At 67.4% G+C, this 17,728-nt stretch carries 11 protein-coding genes, 1 tRNA gene and 1 pseudogene; 6 read left to right on the plus strand and 7 right to left on the minus strand.

What is annotated here, in order from left to right; translation table 11 throughout:
• Positions 1-3: 3 nt before the first annotated feature.
• From uvrB to AU198_RS04200, 4 genes are all read left to right on the plus strand, one after another.
• On the plus strand, positions 4-2,154 hold the full coding sequence (uvrB, locus tag AU198_RS04185; RefSeq protein ID WP_064346239.1) for an excinuclease ABC subunit UvrB: 2,151 nt from the start codon (positions 4-6) through the stop codon (positions 2,152-2,154).
• A gap of 62 nt (positions 2,155-2,216) precedes the next feature.
• Positions 2,217-3,014, plus strand: coding sequence for an HPF/RaiA family ribosome-associated protein (locus tag AU198_RS04190; RefSeq protein WP_064346240.1), 798 nt, complete (start codon positions 2,217-2,219; stop codon positions 3,012-3,014).
• Positions 3,015-3,061: 47 nt separating this feature from the next.
• Positions 3,062-4,474, plus strand: a complete 1,413-nt coding sequence (locus tag AU198_RS04195) for an MFS transporter (protein ID WP_064346241.1) — start codon at positions 3,062-3,064, stop codon at positions 4,472-4,474.
• 60 nt (positions 4,475-4,534) lie between these two features.
• Positions 4,535-4,605, plus strand: a tRNA-Cys gene (locus AU198_RS04200).
• A gap of 90 nt (positions 4,606-4,695) precedes the next feature.
• Here the strand turns inward: AU198_RS04200 and AU198_RS04205 are convergent.
• Together AU198_RS04205 and AU198_RS04210 are read right to left on the minus strand one after the other, a co-directional pair.
• Entirely contained in the window at positions 4,696-5,355 is a 660-nt protein-coding gene (locus AU198_RS04205; protein WP_064346242.1) for a UdgX family uracil-DNA binding protein, read from the minus strand.
• A gap of 36 nt (positions 5,356-5,391) precedes the next feature.
• Positions 5,392-6,933, minus strand: coding sequence for a glycosyltransferase family 39 protein (locus tag AU198_RS04210; RefSeq protein WP_064346243.1), 1,542 nt, complete (start codon positions 6,931-6,933; stop codon positions 5,392-5,394).
• A 224-nt stretch (positions 6,934-7,157) separates the two neighbouring features.
• Here AU198_RS04210 and AU198_RS26535 point away from each other — a divergent pair, with 224 nt between their 5' ends.
• Complete coding sequence (locus AU198_RS26535) at positions 7,158-7,598, plus strand: universal stress protein (RefSeq protein ID WP_156431481.1); 441 nt, start codon at positions 7,158-7,160, stop codon at positions 7,596-7,598.
• A 121-nt stretch (positions 7,599-7,719) separates the two neighbouring features.
• Here AU198_RS26535 and lnt read toward each other — a convergent pair.
• The 5 genes and pseudogenes from lnt to AU198_RS04240 all read right to left on the minus strand — a co-directional run.
• Positions 7,720-9,057, minus strand: a pseudogene (lnt, locus tag AU198_RS04220) (apolipoprotein N-acyltransferase); the annotation flags it as partial.
• Complete coding sequence (locus AU198_RS04225; RefSeq protein WP_064346245.1) at positions 9,005-9,886, minus strand: fructose bisphosphate aldolase; 882 nt, start codon at positions 9,884-9,886, stop codon at positions 9,005-9,007. The gene AU198_RS04225 and the pseudogene lnt, both read right to left, overlap by 53 nt.
• Before the next feature lie 107 nt (positions 9,887-9,993).
• Entirely contained in the window at positions 9,994-13,155 is a 3,162-nt protein-coding gene (locus AU198_RS04230; RefSeq protein WP_064346246.1) for an adenylate/guanylate cyclase domain-containing protein, read from the minus strand.
• 10 nt (positions 13,156-13,165) lie between these two features.
• Positions 13,166-14,026, minus strand: coding sequence for an SDR family NAD(P)-dependent oxidoreductase (locus tag AU198_RS04235; protein WP_064346297.1), 861 nt, complete (start codon positions 14,024-14,026; stop codon positions 13,166-13,168).
• Positions 14,020-14,691, minus strand: coding sequence for an MBL fold metallo-hydrolase (locus tag AU198_RS04240; RefSeq protein ID WP_064346247.1), 672 nt, complete (start codon positions 14,689-14,691; stop codon positions 14,020-14,022). The genes AU198_RS04235 and AU198_RS04240 overlap by 7 nt, the downstream gene beginning before the upstream one ends.
• An 84-nt stretch (positions 14,692-14,775) precedes the next feature.
• Between AU198_RS04240 and uvrA the strand changes: the two genes are divergently transcribed.
• Positions 14,776-17,685 carry an excinuclease ABC subunit UvrA gene (gene uvrA / locus AU198_RS04245; RefSeq protein ID WP_064346248.1) on the plus strand — a complete coding sequence of 970 codons (2,910 nt, stop codon included), beginning with the start codon at positions 14,776-14,778 and terminating at the stop codon, positions 17,683-17,685.
• Positions 17,686-17,728 lie beyond the last annotated feature (43 nt).

Raw genomic sequence — 17,728 nt, forward strand, 5'->3', positions numbered from 1 at the left:
ATTATGGCTTTCGCGACTGAACACCCCGTGCTCGCGCACTCGGAGTACCGCCCCGTCGATGCGATCGTGCGCAAAGGCGGACGCTTCGAGGTGGTCAGCCCGTACTCACCGGCGGGCGATCAGCCGGCGGCCATCGACGAGCTGGAGCGCCGCATCAGGGCGGGGGAGCACGACGTGGTGCTGCTGGGTGCCACCGGCACCGGTAAGTCGGCGACGACGGCGTGGCTCATCGAGCGGGTACAGCGGCCCACACTGGTGATGGAGCCGAACAAGACGCTCGCCGCGCAGATGGCAAACGAACTGCGGGAGATGTTGCCGCACAACGCCGTCGAGTACTTCGTCTCGTACTACGACTACTACCAGCCCGAGGCGTACATCGCCCAGACCGACACCTACATCGAGAAGGACAGCTCGATCAACGACGACGTCGAGCGGCTGCGGCACTCGGCCACCTCGAGCCTGCTGTCCCGCCGCGACGTGGTCGTGGTCGCCTCGGTGTCCTGCATTTACGGCCTGGGCACACCGCAGTCATACCTGGATCGGTCCGTCGAGCTGCAGGTGGGCCAGGAGGTGCCGCGCGACGCGCTGCTGCGGCTGCTCGTCGACGTGCAGTACACCCGCAACGACATGGCGTTCACCCGCGGCTCGTTCCGCGTGCGCGGTGACACCGTCGAGATCATCCCGTCCTACGAGGAGCTGGCGGTCCGCATCGAGTTCTTCGGCGACGAGATCGAGGAGCTGTACTACCTGCACCCGTTGACCGGCGACGTCGTCCGCAAGGTCGATTCGCTGCGGATCTTCCCGGCCACCCACTATGTCGCGGGCCCGGAGCGCATGGCGCATGCGATCTCGACCATCGAACAGGAACTCGAGGAGCGGCTGGCCGAGTTGGAGGGGCAGGGCAAGCTGTTGGAGGCGCAGCGGCTGCGGATGCGCACCAACTACGACATCGAGATGATGCGTCAGGTCGGCTTCTGCTCGGGCATCGAGAACTACTCGCGGCACATCGACGCCAGGCCCGCCGGCTCGGCGCCCGCCACACTGCTCGACTACTTCCCCGAGGACTTCCTTCTCGTCATCGACGAATCTCACGTGACGGTGCCGCAGATCGGCGGCATGTACGAGGGCGATATGTCGCGTAAGCGCAACCTCGTCGACTTCGGTTTCCGGCTGCCCTCAGCCGTCGACAATCGGCCGCTGACCTGGGAGGAGTTCGCCGACCGCATCGGTCAGACGGTGTATCTGTCGGCGACGCCGGGACCGTACGAGCTCAGCCAGTCCGGCGGTGAGTTCGTCGAACAGGTCATTCGCCCAACCGGTTTGGTGGATCCCAAGGTCGTCGTGAAGCCGACGAAGGGTCAGATCGACGATCTGATCGGCGAAATCCGCACGCGCACCGAGCGCGACGAGCGGGTGCTCGTGACCACGCTGACCAAGAAGATGGCCGAGGACCTCACCGACTATCTGCTCGAGATGGGGATCCGGGTTCGCTACCTGCACTCCGAGGTGGACACGCTCCGCCGGGTCGAACTGCTGCGTCAACTGCGCCTGGGCGACTACGACGTGCTGGTCGGCATCAACCTGCTCCGCGAGGGTCTCGACCTGCCGGAGGTGTCGCTGGTGGCGATTCTCGACGCGGACAAGGAAGGGTTCCTCCGGTCGACCCGCAGCCTGATCCAGACCATCGGCCGCGCCGCCCGCAACGTGTCGGGCGAGGTCCACATGTACGCCGACAACATCACCGAATCGATGCGGGAAGCCATCGACGAGACCGAGCGTCGGCGTGCCAAGCAGATCGCCTACAACGAGGCCCACGGCATCGATCCAAAACCGTTGCGCAAGAAGATCGCCGACATACTCGACCAGGTGTACCGCGAAGCCGACGATGTCGAGGTGGGTGGTTCCGGGCGCAACGCGTCGCGTGGACGCCGGGCGCAAGGGGAACTTGGGCGGGCGGTCAGCGCGGGCATCATCGAGGGCCGCGACACCTCGAACATGCCGCGAGCCGAGTTGGCCGACCTGATCAGGGACCTGACCGAACAGATGATGGCCGCGGCACGTGATCTGCAGTTTGAACTGGCCGCGCGCATCCGAGACGAGATCCACGACCTCAAGAAGGAACTGCGCGGGATGGACGCCGCGGGTCTGAAGTGATCGGCGCGCCGCAGGGACTTTCGTCCCTAGCGCCTACGGCTCGGGTCACGTAGAACGAAAGTATGAGTGACAGAATCGATATCGCGCCCACAGTCCACGTCGACGTCACCACACGCGGTGATCTTCCGGGTGCCGCCGAATACGCGCGGACCAAGATCGCCGACCTGTCCCGGTTCGTCCACCGCCCACTGGCGCACGCCCACGTCAAACTGACCCGCCACGGGGATCCGGATACCGAGCGTCCAGTCCTGGCCCAGGGCAACCTCGACCTGAATGGCCGGCTGGTGCGGGCGGAGGCTGAGGGTGAGACCGCGCGTGACGCGATCGACCGGCTCGAGGAGCGCCTCCGCCGTCGGCTCCGGCGAGCCGCCGACCACTGGGAGGCGCGACGCGACGGCCGGACCATCCGGGTTCCCGACGAAGCCGACGCCGAACCGACGCAACGGCCCACCCGCCTGAACGTGGCGCCCGACGAACGCCGGATCGTACGGCGCAAGTCCTTCACGCTCGCGCCGTGCACTGTTGACGAGGCGGCGCTGGAGATGGCGTTGCTCGACTACGACTTCCACCTGTTCACCGAGGAGCGCACCGGGATGGCGAGTGTGCTCTACAAGGACGGCCCGACCGGTCACCGGCTGGCACAGGTGCAGCCGGCCTCGGAGGAGGAGCTGGCGCCGTTCGAGTTGCCGCTGACCATCAGTCCGCAGCCGGCGCCGTGCGTCACCGTTGAGCAGGCCGCCGAGCGGATGGGTCTGCTCGGGCTGCCGTTCATGTTCTTCATCGACGCGGCGCAGGGCCGGGCAGGCGTGCTATACCACCGCTACGACGGCCACTACGGGCTCATCACCCCGGCCGGTTGAGGTCGCCGCTTGACCTGAACGAAGGTTGAGCTCGTAGCGTGTCCGGCGTGACCGACACCGCGCCGACAACCACTACCGGGCGCTGGCGCGACCTGTTGGGACCGAAGTACCTCGGCGCCAGCACCGTCCTTGCCGGCGGGGTCGCGCTGTACGCCACCAACGAGTTCCTCACCATCAGCCTGATGCCCAGCGCGGTGGCCGATATCGGCGGTTACCGGCTGTACGCATGGGTGACCACGGTGTACCTGGTCGCTTCGGTGATCGCGGCGACCACCGTGCACTCGACGTTGATGCGTATCGGGCCGCGGGTGTCGTATTTGGCGGCGCTGTCCGTATTCGGCCTGGGCAGCGTCGCCTGTGCGGCGGCGCCCACGATGGAAGCCCTGCTTGTCGGTCGCACGGTGCAGGGGTTGGCGGGCGGGCTGCTGGCCGGGTTGGGCTATGCGGTGATCAATACGGCGTTGCCCCAGTGGTTGTGGACCAAGGCGTCGGCGTTGGTGTCGGCGATGTGGGGTGTCGGGACGCTGCTCGGCCCCGCCGCCGGGGGTCTGTTCTCCCAATATGGTTCGTGGCGTTGGGCGTTCGGCGCGCTGGCGATTCTGACCGCAACCATCGCCGTGCTGGTGCCGTTGGCGTTGCCCAGGCGCACTCGCGCCGACGTCGATGCGCCGCGAACGCCGATACCCGTGTGGTCGCTGCTGTTGTTGGGTATCGCGGCGTTGGCCGTCAGCGCAGCCGGTGTCCCGCGCGGGGTGTGGCCAACGGTCGCGCTGCTCGGCCTCGGCGGGGTGCTGGTGGGCGTGTTCCTGTTCGTCGACCGGCGGCAACCCGCTGCGGTGTTGCCGCCCAGCACCTTTGGGCGTGGACCGCTGAAGTGGATCTACCTGACCCTCGCTGTGTTGATGGTTGCGACGATGGCGGACATGTATGTTCCGCTGTTCGGGCAGCGGCTGGCCGATCTCACACCGGTCGCGGCGGGATTTCTCGGTGCGGGTCTGGCGCTCGGTTGGACGGTCGGGGAGATCGGCAGCGCTTCGATGAGCAACCCGCAGGCGATCAAGCGCACGGTCGCTGTCGCGCCCGCCCTTATGGCCATTGGCCTTGCCATAGCGGCGGTGACCATGCGCGACGACGCGCAGCCCGCCGTGGTAGCGGTCTGGGCGGTAGCGCTGATCGTCACGGGTGCCGGGGTGGGCATCGCCTGGCCCCATCTGTCGGCGTGGGCGATGAGCCTGGTGGACGACCCGTCGGAGGGGCCGACCGCGGCTGCTGCGATCAACACCGTCCAGCTGATCTCCGGCGCCTTCGGCGCGGGGCTGGCCGGGGTGGTGGTGAACATGACCGACAGCGGCGACGCCACCCCTGCGCGGTGGCTGCTGGCGGTGTTCGCTGCGATCGCCGCGCTGGGCCTGGTCGCGTCGACGCGGAGCGGACGACACCCTTCTGGTGAACCGCGTTAGCGATCACGGCGATTCCAACGCTGGGCCCGTACGCGTGGTCTCGGAAAGATGGCACTCGCTGCGGGTGTGGCTGAGTGGCTAGGCACCGGCCTGCAAAGCCGTCTACGCGGGTTCGAATCCCGCCATCCGCTCGATTTGGCCCTGCCCCTTTGCAAGGGGCATCGCGGATCACTCGGGGCGACTCCGATGGGCGAACCAACCGCTTCCGACGTGACAACGGGTCAGCGGTGTGAGCGCAGGCCGTCGGCAAACCGCAGATCGGACACCAACGCGTCGAACGCCTTCTCCCGATCCTCTGGTGGCCCGCGCAGCACCGATGACGGATGCACGGTGACGGCGACGTCGGGTGCGATGTCGAGCTCGTCGATGGCTGGGAGTTCCAGCGCCTCGCCGCGGTGTGCGGTCAGCCGAAACTTGCTGCCCAGCAGCGACTGTGCAGCGGTCGCGCCCATCAGCACCAACACCTCGGGTCTGATGGCGTCCAGTTCGGCCAGCAGCCACGGTCGGCACGCCACCACCTCCGTGCGGCCCGGCGTCTTGTGGATCCGTCTTTTGCCGCGTTCGGGCAGGGTGGACTTGAAGTGCTTGACCGCATTGGTCACATACACCCGTTCACGGTTGATGCCGGCCTGCACCAGCGCCTTGTCCAACAGCTTGCCTGCCGGGCCGACGAACGGTTCCCCGGCCTTGTCCTCCTGATCGCCGGGCTGTTCGCCGACCAGCATCATGTCCGCGCTGGAGGAACCGCCGCCGAAAACCACCTGCGTCGCATCGAGATAGAGATCGCAGCCCTTGCAACCGTGCGCGGCCTCGGCGAGAGCAGCGAGATCGCGGGTGTCGGGCACGAACTCCGCGGCGGTGTGGGCCGGGCTTGCGGGCATGGAGGATGGTTACCCGGTTCCGGCAGCGGTCACCCGCTACCGCGTCGACTTGACCACCTGGGCGAAGCTGAACTGCCAGCGCTCGACGAGCCGGAAGCCCATCGCGTGCGGTACCCGGTAGGCAGGCGCACGGCGCAGGCGGGGTCCCTGATCCAGCGCGGGCCCGCTCTCCCTATCTGGGACGGTGGCGTCGCGTTGTGAAACCGTCCACAGCACGGTGCACGGTCGAAGCCGGTCGGCCACACCCCAGATCCCCAGATGGGCGTCCCACAAGCGGTTTCGGTCGGCGGCGCGGCGACCGCGCCCGGGGTCCACGAGGTCCGCATACGCCTCAGGGCGCGCGGCCGTCAACGGTCGGATCGGGCCTGGTGCCCAGTTGGTGGTGTTGTCGAGCACCAGGCAGTCGCCGGGGGAGGCGTGCGCCGTGAGGACATCGGCCACCTGGCTGAAGTCCATGCCCTCCTTCGCGTACGGACCCCGCTGTTCGAGCACATAGTTCGGGGTCGCCGCGACCGCCAGCACAGTCAGCACCACCACGACGGCCTCGCGCGATCTGGCGACGGCGGTGATGCCGACGGCCAACAGCAGCGCCATCGCCGGCGAGGTGTAGCTCAAATAGCGCGGGTAGTAGATGGGCGCCCCCCACACGGAGTAGAGCAGCAGCACAGCCGTCGGAAGCCCGATCCACGCCGCGCTGATCGCCACCAGCGATCGGACGCCGGCTTCTGTCAGCCGGAACCGTCGGATCACGAGCAGAACGAGCACCAGTCCCGCCGAGACCGCGAACGCCACGCTGTGGTCGAAGTACTGTTCCTGCACCACTTCTGCGACCGTGTGCCAGCCCGGCGGTGAAATCCACCGCACCTGGGCGACCTGCGTCCTGCTGAACGTCAGAAACGGCGCCACCACCGCGATCGCCACCGCCACCGTCACGATCCAGCGGCGCACGACCGCTCGCCGAGCCGTCACCGCTGTCAGCGCAACCGCGTGCACCAGCACCATCAGCAGGACGAAGACGTTCAGCAGCGACGAGCCCACGAGCGCCAGCCCGTAGCAGCCCCACAGCCACCAGGAGTTGCGGCGGAGTGCGAGCATCAACAACACGGTCAGCCAGACGGCCGCGGCCGCCGTCAGCGCATAGGACCGTGCCTCGATGCCCGCCCACGTGACGCGGGGCAGGATCGCGAACACGATCCCCGCGCAGACGGCCGTCGTCCGGGAGGCGAAGCGTCGCGCCAGGACGACGACACCGCCGGCCGCCAGGCCGACGGCCAGGCAGCTCGACAGCCGGGAGTAGAACTCGGTGACCGGGAACACCGCGAACCACCCGTGCATCAGCAGGTAGTACAGGCCGTGCACCGCGTCGATGTTGTGCAGCAGACCCCACAGCTGGGGGATCGACCGCGTCGAGGCCGAGATCGTGGCCGCCTCGTCGAACCACAGCGACGGCCGGGCCGCACCCGCCGCCGACACCGCGACCGCGAACACCGCCGTCAGCGCAGCGTCGAACCGGCCGGCGCGAAGGGACCCCGACGGGTCGAGGCGCGCGAGGCGTTGCTGTACCAGCGACAGATCCACGCCCTGCTACCCACCCTTCCCGCGAACGGCAAAACGCTAGCGTGTGCGCTTGTGCAGCGCTCACCGAATGGATGGGGAAGTCATCGTGACGACCGGGTGTAGGCGGCGTCACCTGGGATAGGCCATGGTGACGTTGGGTGCGAAGTAGGACGAAATCGCAGGCAAACGCCACCGGAGCGGCTACTGTTCCGGTTGGCAACGGAACTGAAATCGGGAGGATGTGGATGAGCGCCTATCAGACCGTCTTGGTTGGCACGGACGGATCGGACTCGTCGCTGCGCGCGGTCGAGAGAGCTGGTCAGATCGCCGGTGACGCCAAGCTGGTCATCGCGACGGCGTACTTCCCCCAGGATGAAGATCAGCGTGCGGCCGACGTGCTCAAGGACGAGGGCTACAAAATGGCCGGCAACGCGCCCATCTATGCGATTCTTCGCGAGGCGAAAGAACGTGCCCACCAGGCGGGCGCCACGAACGTCGAGGAGAAGGCCGTCGTCGGCGCCCCCGTCGACGCGCTCGTCGAACTCGCCGAGGAGGTCAAGGCCGATCTGCTGGTCGTCGGTAACGTCGGCCTGTCCACCATCGCCGGCCGGTTGCTCGGTTCCGTCCCCGCCAATGTCGCACGCCGCTCCAAGAGCGACGTGCTGATCGTGCACACCACGCCGTAATCACCAGCAGCGCAGCCACGATCATCCAGTCGCCCCACCGCTGATAGGGGGTCGTTCGCGCGTCCAGCGGGACGTCGACGACCGTGACCCCGCGCTCGGCGGCGGGCATCCATGCCAGCCGGTGGCCGCGCGCGTCGAACGCCGAACTGACCCCGGACAACGCGGCATGAACCGCGGGCCGGCCCGTTTCGACCGCGTGTACGGCGGGCATCGCCGCCAGCTGCGGCTGCGCCCAACTGCCTTGGTACGACGACGTCGAGCTCTGGTAGACGAGCAGCTCCGCTCCTCGCCGGACGCCTTCCCGGGCGAGGTCGGAGAACATCGTCTCGAAGCTGATCAGCGGTCCGATCGCGGCGGCGTCGGTGTGCAGGACCACGGGTCCCTCCCCGCGACGGCGGTCCTCACCCGCGGCTTGGGTGTTCGACGTGGCCCAGCCGATCAAGGGCCGCAGCGGCACGTACTCGCCGAACGGGACCAGTCGCGTTTTTGCGTACGAGCCCTGCACGCCGTCCGGTCCGACGAGCACCGACGATTTGTAGATGCCGCCCGATGCCGCCCGCGCGTCGACGTTGACCAGCAGGTCGGCCCCCACACGCCGGGACAGGGCGGCGAGCCGCGCGGTGACTTCGGGGTGGGTCGCCAAGTCCACGCCCACACTGCTCTCACCCCACACGACCAGGTCCACTCGCTGCCCGGCCAGCTGCTCGGTCAGTGCCTCGCTCGCAGCCTGTCGCGCCGTGGAGTCGGCGATGTCACCCGGCTGGACGAGCGCGACCCGGATTGTCGGACCGGACGTCGGTTCCGGACCCCACCAGAACCAGGCGGGACCGATGGCGAGAAGAACCGCTGCCAATGCCGCCGACGCGGCCGAACGCCGCACCACCGCAACGACGACTGCGGTATTGACCGCCACCAGGAGGAAGCTGACGAGCCACACGCCCCCCAGGGAAGCGGACGCCAGCGTGGCCGGCTGATTCCACTGCGATGCACCGAGGAGGGCCCACGGCCCGCCGAGCCGGTCCCACGACCGGACCGCCTCTGTGAGCACCCACATGCTGGGCAGCACGACCACGGCGCTGAATGTCTCGCGCTTGGTGAGGTCGCCGGCGAGCAGGCGGTGCGCCGCCCAGCCGAACGGCAGCCACAGCGCGCCAAGCCCGGCGGCGAGTGCGAGGAGCAGAGGACCGGCGCTCGGCCACAGCCAGTACTGGGTGACGCCGACGAACACCGCCATTGCCAACCAGGCCCGCACGGCGGACCTCCCGGCCGTCGGGGCGGCGCGGAGCACGGCGAGCAGCGGAACCAGTGCTATCCACGCCAGCCACCACAGGGCGGGCGCGGGGAGCGCGAGCGCGGGGAACGCGCCGGCGACGATCGCCGACGCGTAACCCCGCAGCGCGGTCAGATCAGGTGCTCGACGCCTTGGCGATGCTGGCGATCGCCTGATCGAGCGTGGAATTGAACTCCTCGTCGCTCTGCTGGGCGGTCAGACCCTCAGTCAGCGCCCGCGAGAAGCTCGCGATGACACCGATGTTGCGCGCCAGCTTCTCGTTCGCCTCATCGCGGCTGTAACCACCCGACAGCGCCACGACCCGCAGCACGTTCGGATGCTCGACCAGATCCTTGTACAGGTTGTCGGTGTCGGGCAGCGTCAGCTTGAGCATGACCTTCTTGTCGCCGAGCTTGCCAACGCCCTCGAGCAGCGCGGCCTTGAGCTGGTCCTCGGCCTCGGCCTTCTTCGGGCTCTTGATGTCGACCTCGGGTTCGATGATCGGCACCAGGCCCTTGGCGAGTACCTGCTCGGCGACCTCGAACTGCTGAGCCACGACCGCGTCCACGCCGGCGCCGGGCAGCTTGATGACCGACCGCTCCTTGGTGCCGAAGACCCCGTTCGCGGCGGCGCGGTCGAGCAGATCGTCGAGGCCGGGCATCGGCTTCATCGTCTGCGCGCCGTCCTTCTCCTCGGCCAGGCCCTTGTCGATCTTGAGGAACGGCACGATGTTCTTGACGTTCCACAGGTAATCGGCGGTCGGACGGCCCTCGATCTCGCGGTCCATCGTCTGCTCGAACAAAATGGTGCCCATGATGCGGTCGCCGTCGAAGGCGGGGCTGGTGATGATGCGGGTGCGCATCTCGTGCACGAGGTCGAACATCTGGTCGTCGCCGGAGTAGGCGTCCTCGGCGATCCCGTAGAGCTTCAGCGCCTTGGGGGTGCTGCCGCCGCTCTGGTCGAGTGCCGCGATGAACCCGGCGCCGCTTTGCGCCTTCTTCAACTGATCGGTGTTCATATCTGCCCTTTCTTCGTCACCAGGCAATCTATCGAAGTTCGCAAGGCCGATCGTCAGATGGCCGCTCAACGGCGCCGCAGAGCCCCCGGCATCGTGGCAGGCGACGATCATGGCATCGCCGCGGCCCACTTCTGATGTCCCTCGTATTCGAGGTCATGCGCCATCGTCCGATAACGGTCTGCGAGTTCGCGATACGCGGCATCGTCGCCTGTGGTGTGTGCCAGCAGCGCCTTCAGTCGGAGAACCCAGACGTCGCGGATGGCCGATCCGTCGAGCGGCGCGCGTTCCAACTGCTCGATCGCGGTCGCGGCTTCGGCGAGATCCTCGTCTGTCCCGCGCTTGAGCAGGGCCCGCACAAGAGCACCGGCCACCGGAATCCAGTAGGTGAACTCGCCTCGACCGAGCATGGACTCGGCCGCTCCGCGCACTAGGGGGATGCCCCCATCAAGGTCGCCCCGGTTGGCTCGGTCAATGCCGAGTAGAGCATCCATGAACGTGACCTCGACCAGCATCGTCTGGGTTTGCGTCCAGACTTCCCGGACCTGTGTGATCAGGTCCCGTCCGCGGTCCCATGCGGCGGCATCCTCCCGGTGAATCAGCAGTCCACCCAACACGTATCGGGCGATCTCGCCCGCATAGCCATACGAGAACGCATCGGCGGTCCTCAGAGTCGCTTCCGCCCTGGCGCAGCCCGATTCGTCGGCAGCCAACACACCGAACGGCACCCCCAACCCCAAATTCCAGGACGTCGTGAGGGCGATCGTGAGTGGCTCATTGCTCTCATCCGCCATGCCGGCGGCCGCGATGATGTCATCGAGCCATCCCTTACGGCCGAACCACCACCCGGCCAGGCCGCGCAGGCCCATGGCGATGGCGAGCGGCGAGCCCACCACCAGGCTGCCTTTGGCAAGGTCACCGGCGGCCCACTCGATCGTGGTCTCCGCCCAACGGAGCGCATCCGCGATCTCGCCGTTCTGAACCTTGATCCCGATGGCGCCGAAAGCGGCCTGCGCGGCCAGCCCAGGGTCACCGATCGATTCCAGGAGCGCCATTTGTTCGGTGGCCACTCTCGATGACTCCTGTGTCTCGCCGCGGAAGTGATGATCCGACAGGGGGCCCATCATCGCGACGGCCAACGATCTCTTGTCACCCGCGAGTTCGCAGAGTTCGCGCAACTCGTCGAAGCGCGCGCCGCACTCGCGGGCCACCCGCCAACCGCTCGCACACAGAAGGGTGCGCGGTGCTATGCGCATCGCGCTACGGTTCGGGTCGTCTTCTGGCAGGGCATCGGCGACCCGACATGCGCGCTCCCAACTCTGCAATGCGGCCGAGACATCGCGGTTGTTCGACCATTCGGCGGCTCGCATATGCCAGCCGAAGGCCGCGTGCAGATCGCCTGCGGCCTCGGCATGTTCGGCGATGAGCGCCGCGTTCTCGTCGAGGTTGCCCGCGCTTTGTCGTTCGATCGCGGCGGCCACCCGACGGTGCAATTCTGCCCGGTCGGATTTGAGCTGGGCCTCGTAGGCGACCGCTCGGATGAGCGGATGGTGGAACACGAATTCCGGTTCGTCGGTGAACGTGACCTGGTCGATGAGCTGAGCGGTCAGCAGCTCGGCCGGGCGCGGTTCGATGGCGAGCGCTTTCAACAGCTCTGTGCCGAAGCGTGATCCGACGACCGACGCCGCATTGAGGGTGCGTTTTGCGGCGAGATCGAGTCGGTCGATGCGGGCCGCGATCGTCGCTTGCAGCGTGGCGGGCACACTGACATCGGCGACCTCCGCGGTCGACGCATACGCCCCCGGGCGCCCGTGCAGTACGCCGCGTTCCACGAAGTCGCGAATGATCTCCTCGGCGAAAAACGGTGTGCCCAAGGCCTTTTGAACGACCGTCTGCGTGAGCTGGCGCACGGAGGGATCCGGTCCGAGCAGGGTGGTGACCAAATCGGCGGTTTCCGCGTCGTTCAACGGGCCGAGCGCGATGGTCTGCGTCCCCGGCACCTGGGTCAGCGATCCGCGATATTCGGGTCGGTACGTGATGACCGTCAGCAGCGGTGTCTGGGGGATGACGGTGAGGAACGCGGCGAGCATCGACTCGCTGGACTCGTCGATCCAGTGGGCGTCTTCGATGATGTAGAGGGCAGGCGTCGGCGTGGCCAGTGCAGCCGAATTGACCAGTGCGATCAGGCGTTGCCGACGGCTGTCGGCGTCGATCCGCGGCGGCTCGACCGACGGATCGGCGATGCCCAGCATGTCCTCGAGGAGGCTTACGTCGTCACGGCCTGCGTCGGGGAAGGTCCCGGCGATCAGGGAACGGGCGGACGATGCATCGAGATGCTCGACGCCGGTCGCCGCCCGCAGCAGCCGGGCCACCACGTGGAACGGCACCTGGGTGGTGTGTGACTCGCATGCCGTTGTGTACACCGGCACTCCTCGGCTGGCCGCAGTCGCCGCGAGCTCGCGCGTGAGTCTGCTCTTGCCGATGCCGGGTGGTCCGGAGACACCGACAACGGCGCCCTGACCGTCGATCGCCCTGTCCAACAAGCCTTCGAGCGCCGACTTCTCCCACCGCCGTCCGACCAGTGCGGTGTCGGATCGCAAAGAGCCCTGCCCGCGGCCGATGCTCAGCAACCGTCGGCCGGGCATGGGTTGGTCGCCGCCCTTGACGCGCACCAACTCCGGCGCATCGAGCGTGGCCGCCGACTCCACCAGCCGCGCCGTCGACGCGCTGAGCATCACCCCTCCCGGCGGGGCTATCGACTCCATCCGTTGAGCCAACCCGACGTGTTCGCCGATCGCGGTGTATCCCAACGCGCCCGAACCGATATCGCCGGTGATCACCTGTCCAGAGTTGAGGCCGATGCGCAGTTGGAGGTCGACTCCGTCGCGCTTGCCGACGTCGGCGGCAACCGCGTGCATCTCGGTCTGGATGCCCAGCGCCGCAAGACATGCGCGCACCGCGTGATCCTCCAGCGCGAGCGGCGCGCCGAAGACCGCCATGATGCCGTCGCCGGTGAACTTGTCCACCGTGCCGCCGTAACGCGCGACGATCGAGCTGGCCACGTCGACGAGATCGGTCATGATCTCGCGCAGCCGCTCGGGGCCCACGGTCCTGGCGATGCCCATCGAATGCACGACATCGGCGAACAGCACCGTCACCTGCTTGTACTCAGCCGCCCCCGCGGCGCGGCTCAGCGGTGTTCCGCACTCGCTGCAGAACTTGGCCCGCGTCCCCACTTCGGTGCCGCACGACGGGCACCGCGCGCCGTCCACACCATCAGTGTCACCGCAATATGCGGTCGAATTGCCTGATCGGATGAATTCCGTGCAGGTCGCGGTACGACGCCGGCTCGCGGTCTTCGGCGTCCTTGATGCCGTACTGCGCCGCCAACTCCGCGCCGATGAAGGCCTGGCCGCTCTTGTCCATCAACTGGGGGTCGTTGAACAGGGCCCAGATCAGGTGCCCGGTGAACTCCGGTGTCTCGGTGTTGTCGAGGAGATGGGCGAGCTTGTCGGGCGCGGTCGCGACGAGCTTCTTGAAGCGTTCGGTCAACAGCACGCCCATCCAGATCGAGGCCGTCGCGATGCCGAAGTCGCGGAAGTCGACCGCCATGTCCGCGGCCATCTTGTCGGTGCCGGCCTTGTGCACGCCGTACGCCGGACCGAACACATAGTGGGCCGCACCGGGCGCGGAGGTGAACACCACCAGGCCGCGCCGCTGCGCGAGCATCAGCGGGGCCGCGTACACGGTCGCGACATAGCTGCTGCGCAGGCCGACCTCGAGGGTGTCGATGACGTTGACGGGCTCTTCCCAGAACCGGGTCCGGCCCATCACTTCCTCGCGGATGATCACCGCGTTGTTCACCAGGATGTCCAGCCGGCCCTGTTCTTGCCCGACCCGCTCGAATAGGGCCTTCGTCTGTTCGTCGTCGGCATGGTCGACGCGGACGGCGATCCCGGTGCCGCCGGCGGCCGTGACCAGCTCGGCGGTCTCGTGAATCGTGCCGTCGAGCGCCGACTCGACCGCGCGCTCGGTGCGTCCGGTGACATACACCGTGCAGCCGTGGCTGCCCAGCGCGTGTGCGATTCCGCGTCCGGCGCCGCGGCTGGCACCCGTGACGACCGCGACCGGCGCGTCTACCAACCGCGTTCTTTCCACTCGGCCAGATGCGGCCGCTCCGCGCCGAGCGTCGTGTCGTCGCCGTGGCCCGGGTAGACCACCGTCGAATCGTCGTAGACCTCGAACACGCGGTAGGTCACATCCCCCAGCAGCTGGTCGAAAGCCCCGTCCTCCCACGTCTTGCCGACACCGCCGGGGAACAGGCAGTCGCCGGTGAACAGATGGGTCGCCTCATCGGCCCCGTCGAGCGCGAGCGCCACCGAGCCGGGAGTGTGGCCCTGCAGGTGGATGACATCGAAGGACAGCTCCCCGATGTCGACCTTGTCCCCGTGGGCGAGGATCCGATCGGGCCGGACGGGCAGCGGGTCGGCGTCGAGCTGGTGCGCGGCCGTCGGCACCCCGGTGACCTTGGCCACTTCTTCCAGCGCCTGCCAGTGGTCGAAGTGCTGGTGGCTCGTGACGATCAGCGACAGTGTCGGGGCGTGCTTCTCGATCAGGCCGAGGAGGACCGGTGCGTCGTTGGCGGCGTCGATCAGCAGGGTTTCGCCGGTTTTGGAACACGTGACCAGGTAGGCGTTGTTGTCCATCGGGCCGACCGAGACCTTGACGATCGAGGCGCCCGGGAGCGCGCGCCGGGCCGCGGTCCCTGGCTCGACGTGGCCGGTGTAGTTGTCGTCGACGAGGGTCATGTGTTTCACCGTATCCGCCTTGTCTCGGGCTTGTCGGTGGGTCCACATAGAGTGGTTTTGAACTATGTCTTCGGGAGGAACCGGGTGGCTGACCGCCTTGTCGTCAAGGGTGCGCGCGAGCACAACCTGCGAAGTGTCGATCTTGATTTACCACGCGACGCGCTGATCGTCTTCACCGGGCTGTCGGGGTCGGGGAAGTCGTCGCTGGCCTTCGACACGATCTTCGCCGAGGGCCAGCGCCGCTACGTGGAGTCGTTGTCGGCCTATGCCCGCCAGTTCCTCGGTCAGATGGACAAACCCGACGTTGACTTCATCGAGGGTCTGTCCCCGGCGGTGTCCATCGACCAGAAGTCGACCAACCGCAACCCGCGGTCGACGGTCGGCACCATCACCGAGGTGTACGACTACCTGCGCCTGCTGTACGCCCGCGCGGGCACCCCGCACTGTCCCATCTGCGGTGAGCGCATCGCCCGGCAGACGCCTCAGCAGATCGTCGATCAGGTGCTGGCCATGGACGAGGGCCTGCGTTTCCAGGTGCTCGCACCGGTGGTGCGCACCCGCAAGGGTGAGTTCGTCGACCTGTTCGACAAGCTGAACACGCAGGGCTACAGCCGCGTGCGGGTCGACGGTGTGGTGTATCCGCTCACCGATCCGCCGAAGCTCAAGAAGCAGGAGAAACACGACATCGAGGTGGTCGTCGACCGCCTGACGGTGAAGGCCAGCGCCAAGCAGCGGCTGACCGACTCGATCGAGACCGCGCTGAATCTCGCCGACGGCATCGTCGTGCTGGAGTTCGTCGATCGTGAGGACGACCACCCGCACCGCGAACAGCGGTTCTCCGAGAAGCTGGCCTGCCCCAACGGGCACCCGCTGGCCGTCGACGACCTCGAGCCGCGGTCGTTCTCCTTCAACTCGCCCTACGGCGCCTGCCCCGAATGCCTGGGCCTGGGCATCCGCAAGGAGGTCGATCCCGAACTGGTCGTGCCGGATCCGGACCTGACCCTGGCGGAGGGGGCGATCGCGCCCTGGTCGATGGGGCAGACCGCGGAGTACTTCACGCGGATGCTGGCGGGTCTCGGCGACGCGCTCGGGTTCGACGTGAACACGCCCTGGAAAAAGCTGCCTGCCAAGGCGCGCAGGGCCATCCTCGAAGGCTGCGATGAGCAGGTCCACGTGCGGTACAAGAACCGCTACGGCCGAACCCGTTCGTACTACGCCGATTTCGAGGGCGTGATGGCGTTCCTGCAGCGCAGGATGGAGCAGACGGACTCCGAGCAGATGAAGGAGCGTTACGAGGGCTTCATGCGCGACGTGCCCTGTCCGGAGTGCGAGGGCACACGGCTCAAACCCGAAATCCTCGCGGTGACGCTGACGGCGGGCGAGTTCGGCCCGAAGTCCATCGCCGAGGTCGCCGAGTTGTCCATCGCGGAGTGCTCGGAGTTCCTCAACGCGCTGACGCTGGGCGCACGCGAGCAGGCCATCGCCGGCCAGGTGCTCAAGGAGATCCAGTCGCGGCTGGGCTTCCTACTAGACGTCGGGTTGGACTACCTGTCGCTGTCTCGGGCCGCCGCCACGCTGTCCGGCGGTGAGGCGCAACGTATCCGGCTCGCCACGCAGATCGGGTCGGGGCTCGTCGGGGTGCTCTACGTGCTCGACGAACCGTCGATCGGGCTGCACCAGCGGGACAACCGTCGGCTGATCGACACGCTCGTCCGGTTACGGGATCTGGGGAACACGCTGATCGTCGTCGAGCACGATCTCGACACCATCGCCCATGCCGACTGGGTCGTCGACATCGGCCCCGCGGCCGGCGAGCACGGCGGTCAAATCGTGCACAGTGGACCGTACGACGAGCTGCTGAAGAACCCGGAATCGCTTACGGGAGCCTATCTTTCGGGCAAGGAAGAGATCGAGGTGCCGGCGATCCGGCGGCCGGTCGACAAGAAGCGGCTGCTGACGGTCGTCGGCGCCCGCGAGCACAACCTGCGCGAGATCGACGTGGCCTTCCCGCTCGGGGTGCTGACCTCGGTCACCGGCGTTTCGGGATCGGGTAAATCGACGTTGGTCAACGACATCCTGGCGTCGGTGTTGGCGAACAAGCTCAACGGGGCGCGGCAGGTGCCGGGTCGCCACACCCGGGTGACGGGGCTCGACAAGCTCGACAAGCTGGTCCGCGTCGACCAGTCACCGATCGGCCGCACACCGCGGTCCAACCCCGCCACCTACACCGGCGTCTTCGACAAGATCCGCACGCTGTTCGCGGCCACCACAGAGGCCAAGGTGCGCGGCTATCAACCGGGACGGTTCTCGTTCAACGTCAAGGGCGGTCGCTGCGAGGCGTGTTCGGGTGACGGCACCATCAAGATCGAGATGAACTTCCTCCCCGATGTGTACGTGCCGTGCGAGGTGTGCCAGGGCGCCCGGTACAACCGCGAGACGCTCGAGGTGCACTACAAGGGCAAGACCATCGCCGAGGTACTCGACATGTCGATCGAGGAGGCGTCGGAGTTCTTCGCGCCGATCACCTCGATCCACCGATACCTCAAGACGCTCGTCGATGTGGGCCTCGGTTACGTGCGGCTGGGCCAGCCGGCGCCGACGCTGTCCGGTGGTGAGGCGCAGCGCGTGAAGCTGGCCTCCGAGCTGCAGAAGCGGTCGACCGGCCGTACGGTGTACATCCTCGACGAGCCGACCACCGGCCTGCACTTCGAAGACATCCGCAAACTGCTCAAGGTCATCAACGGCCTTGTGGACAAAGGCAATACGGTGATCGTCATCGAGCACAACCTCGACGTGATCAAGACTTCGGATTGGATCGTCGACATGGGGCCCGAGGGCGGAGCGGGCGGCGGCACCCTCGTCGCGTCGGGCACCCCCGAGGACGTCGCGGCCAACCCCGACAGCTACACCGGTCACTTCCTCGCCGAATGCCTGGGCGTCGCACGACCGAAGCCCAAGGCGCGCAACGGAAAGCGCGCCAAGGTCAGCGCCTAGCGCCTTCGCCGAGAGTGCGGTTTCTGACGGGATTCGGTCGAAA

It is taken from the genome of Mycobacterium sp. GA-1199, from assembly GCF_001500045.1.
GTDB lineage: Bacteria > Actinomycetota > Actinomycetes > Mycobacteriales > Mycobacteriaceae > Mycobacterium.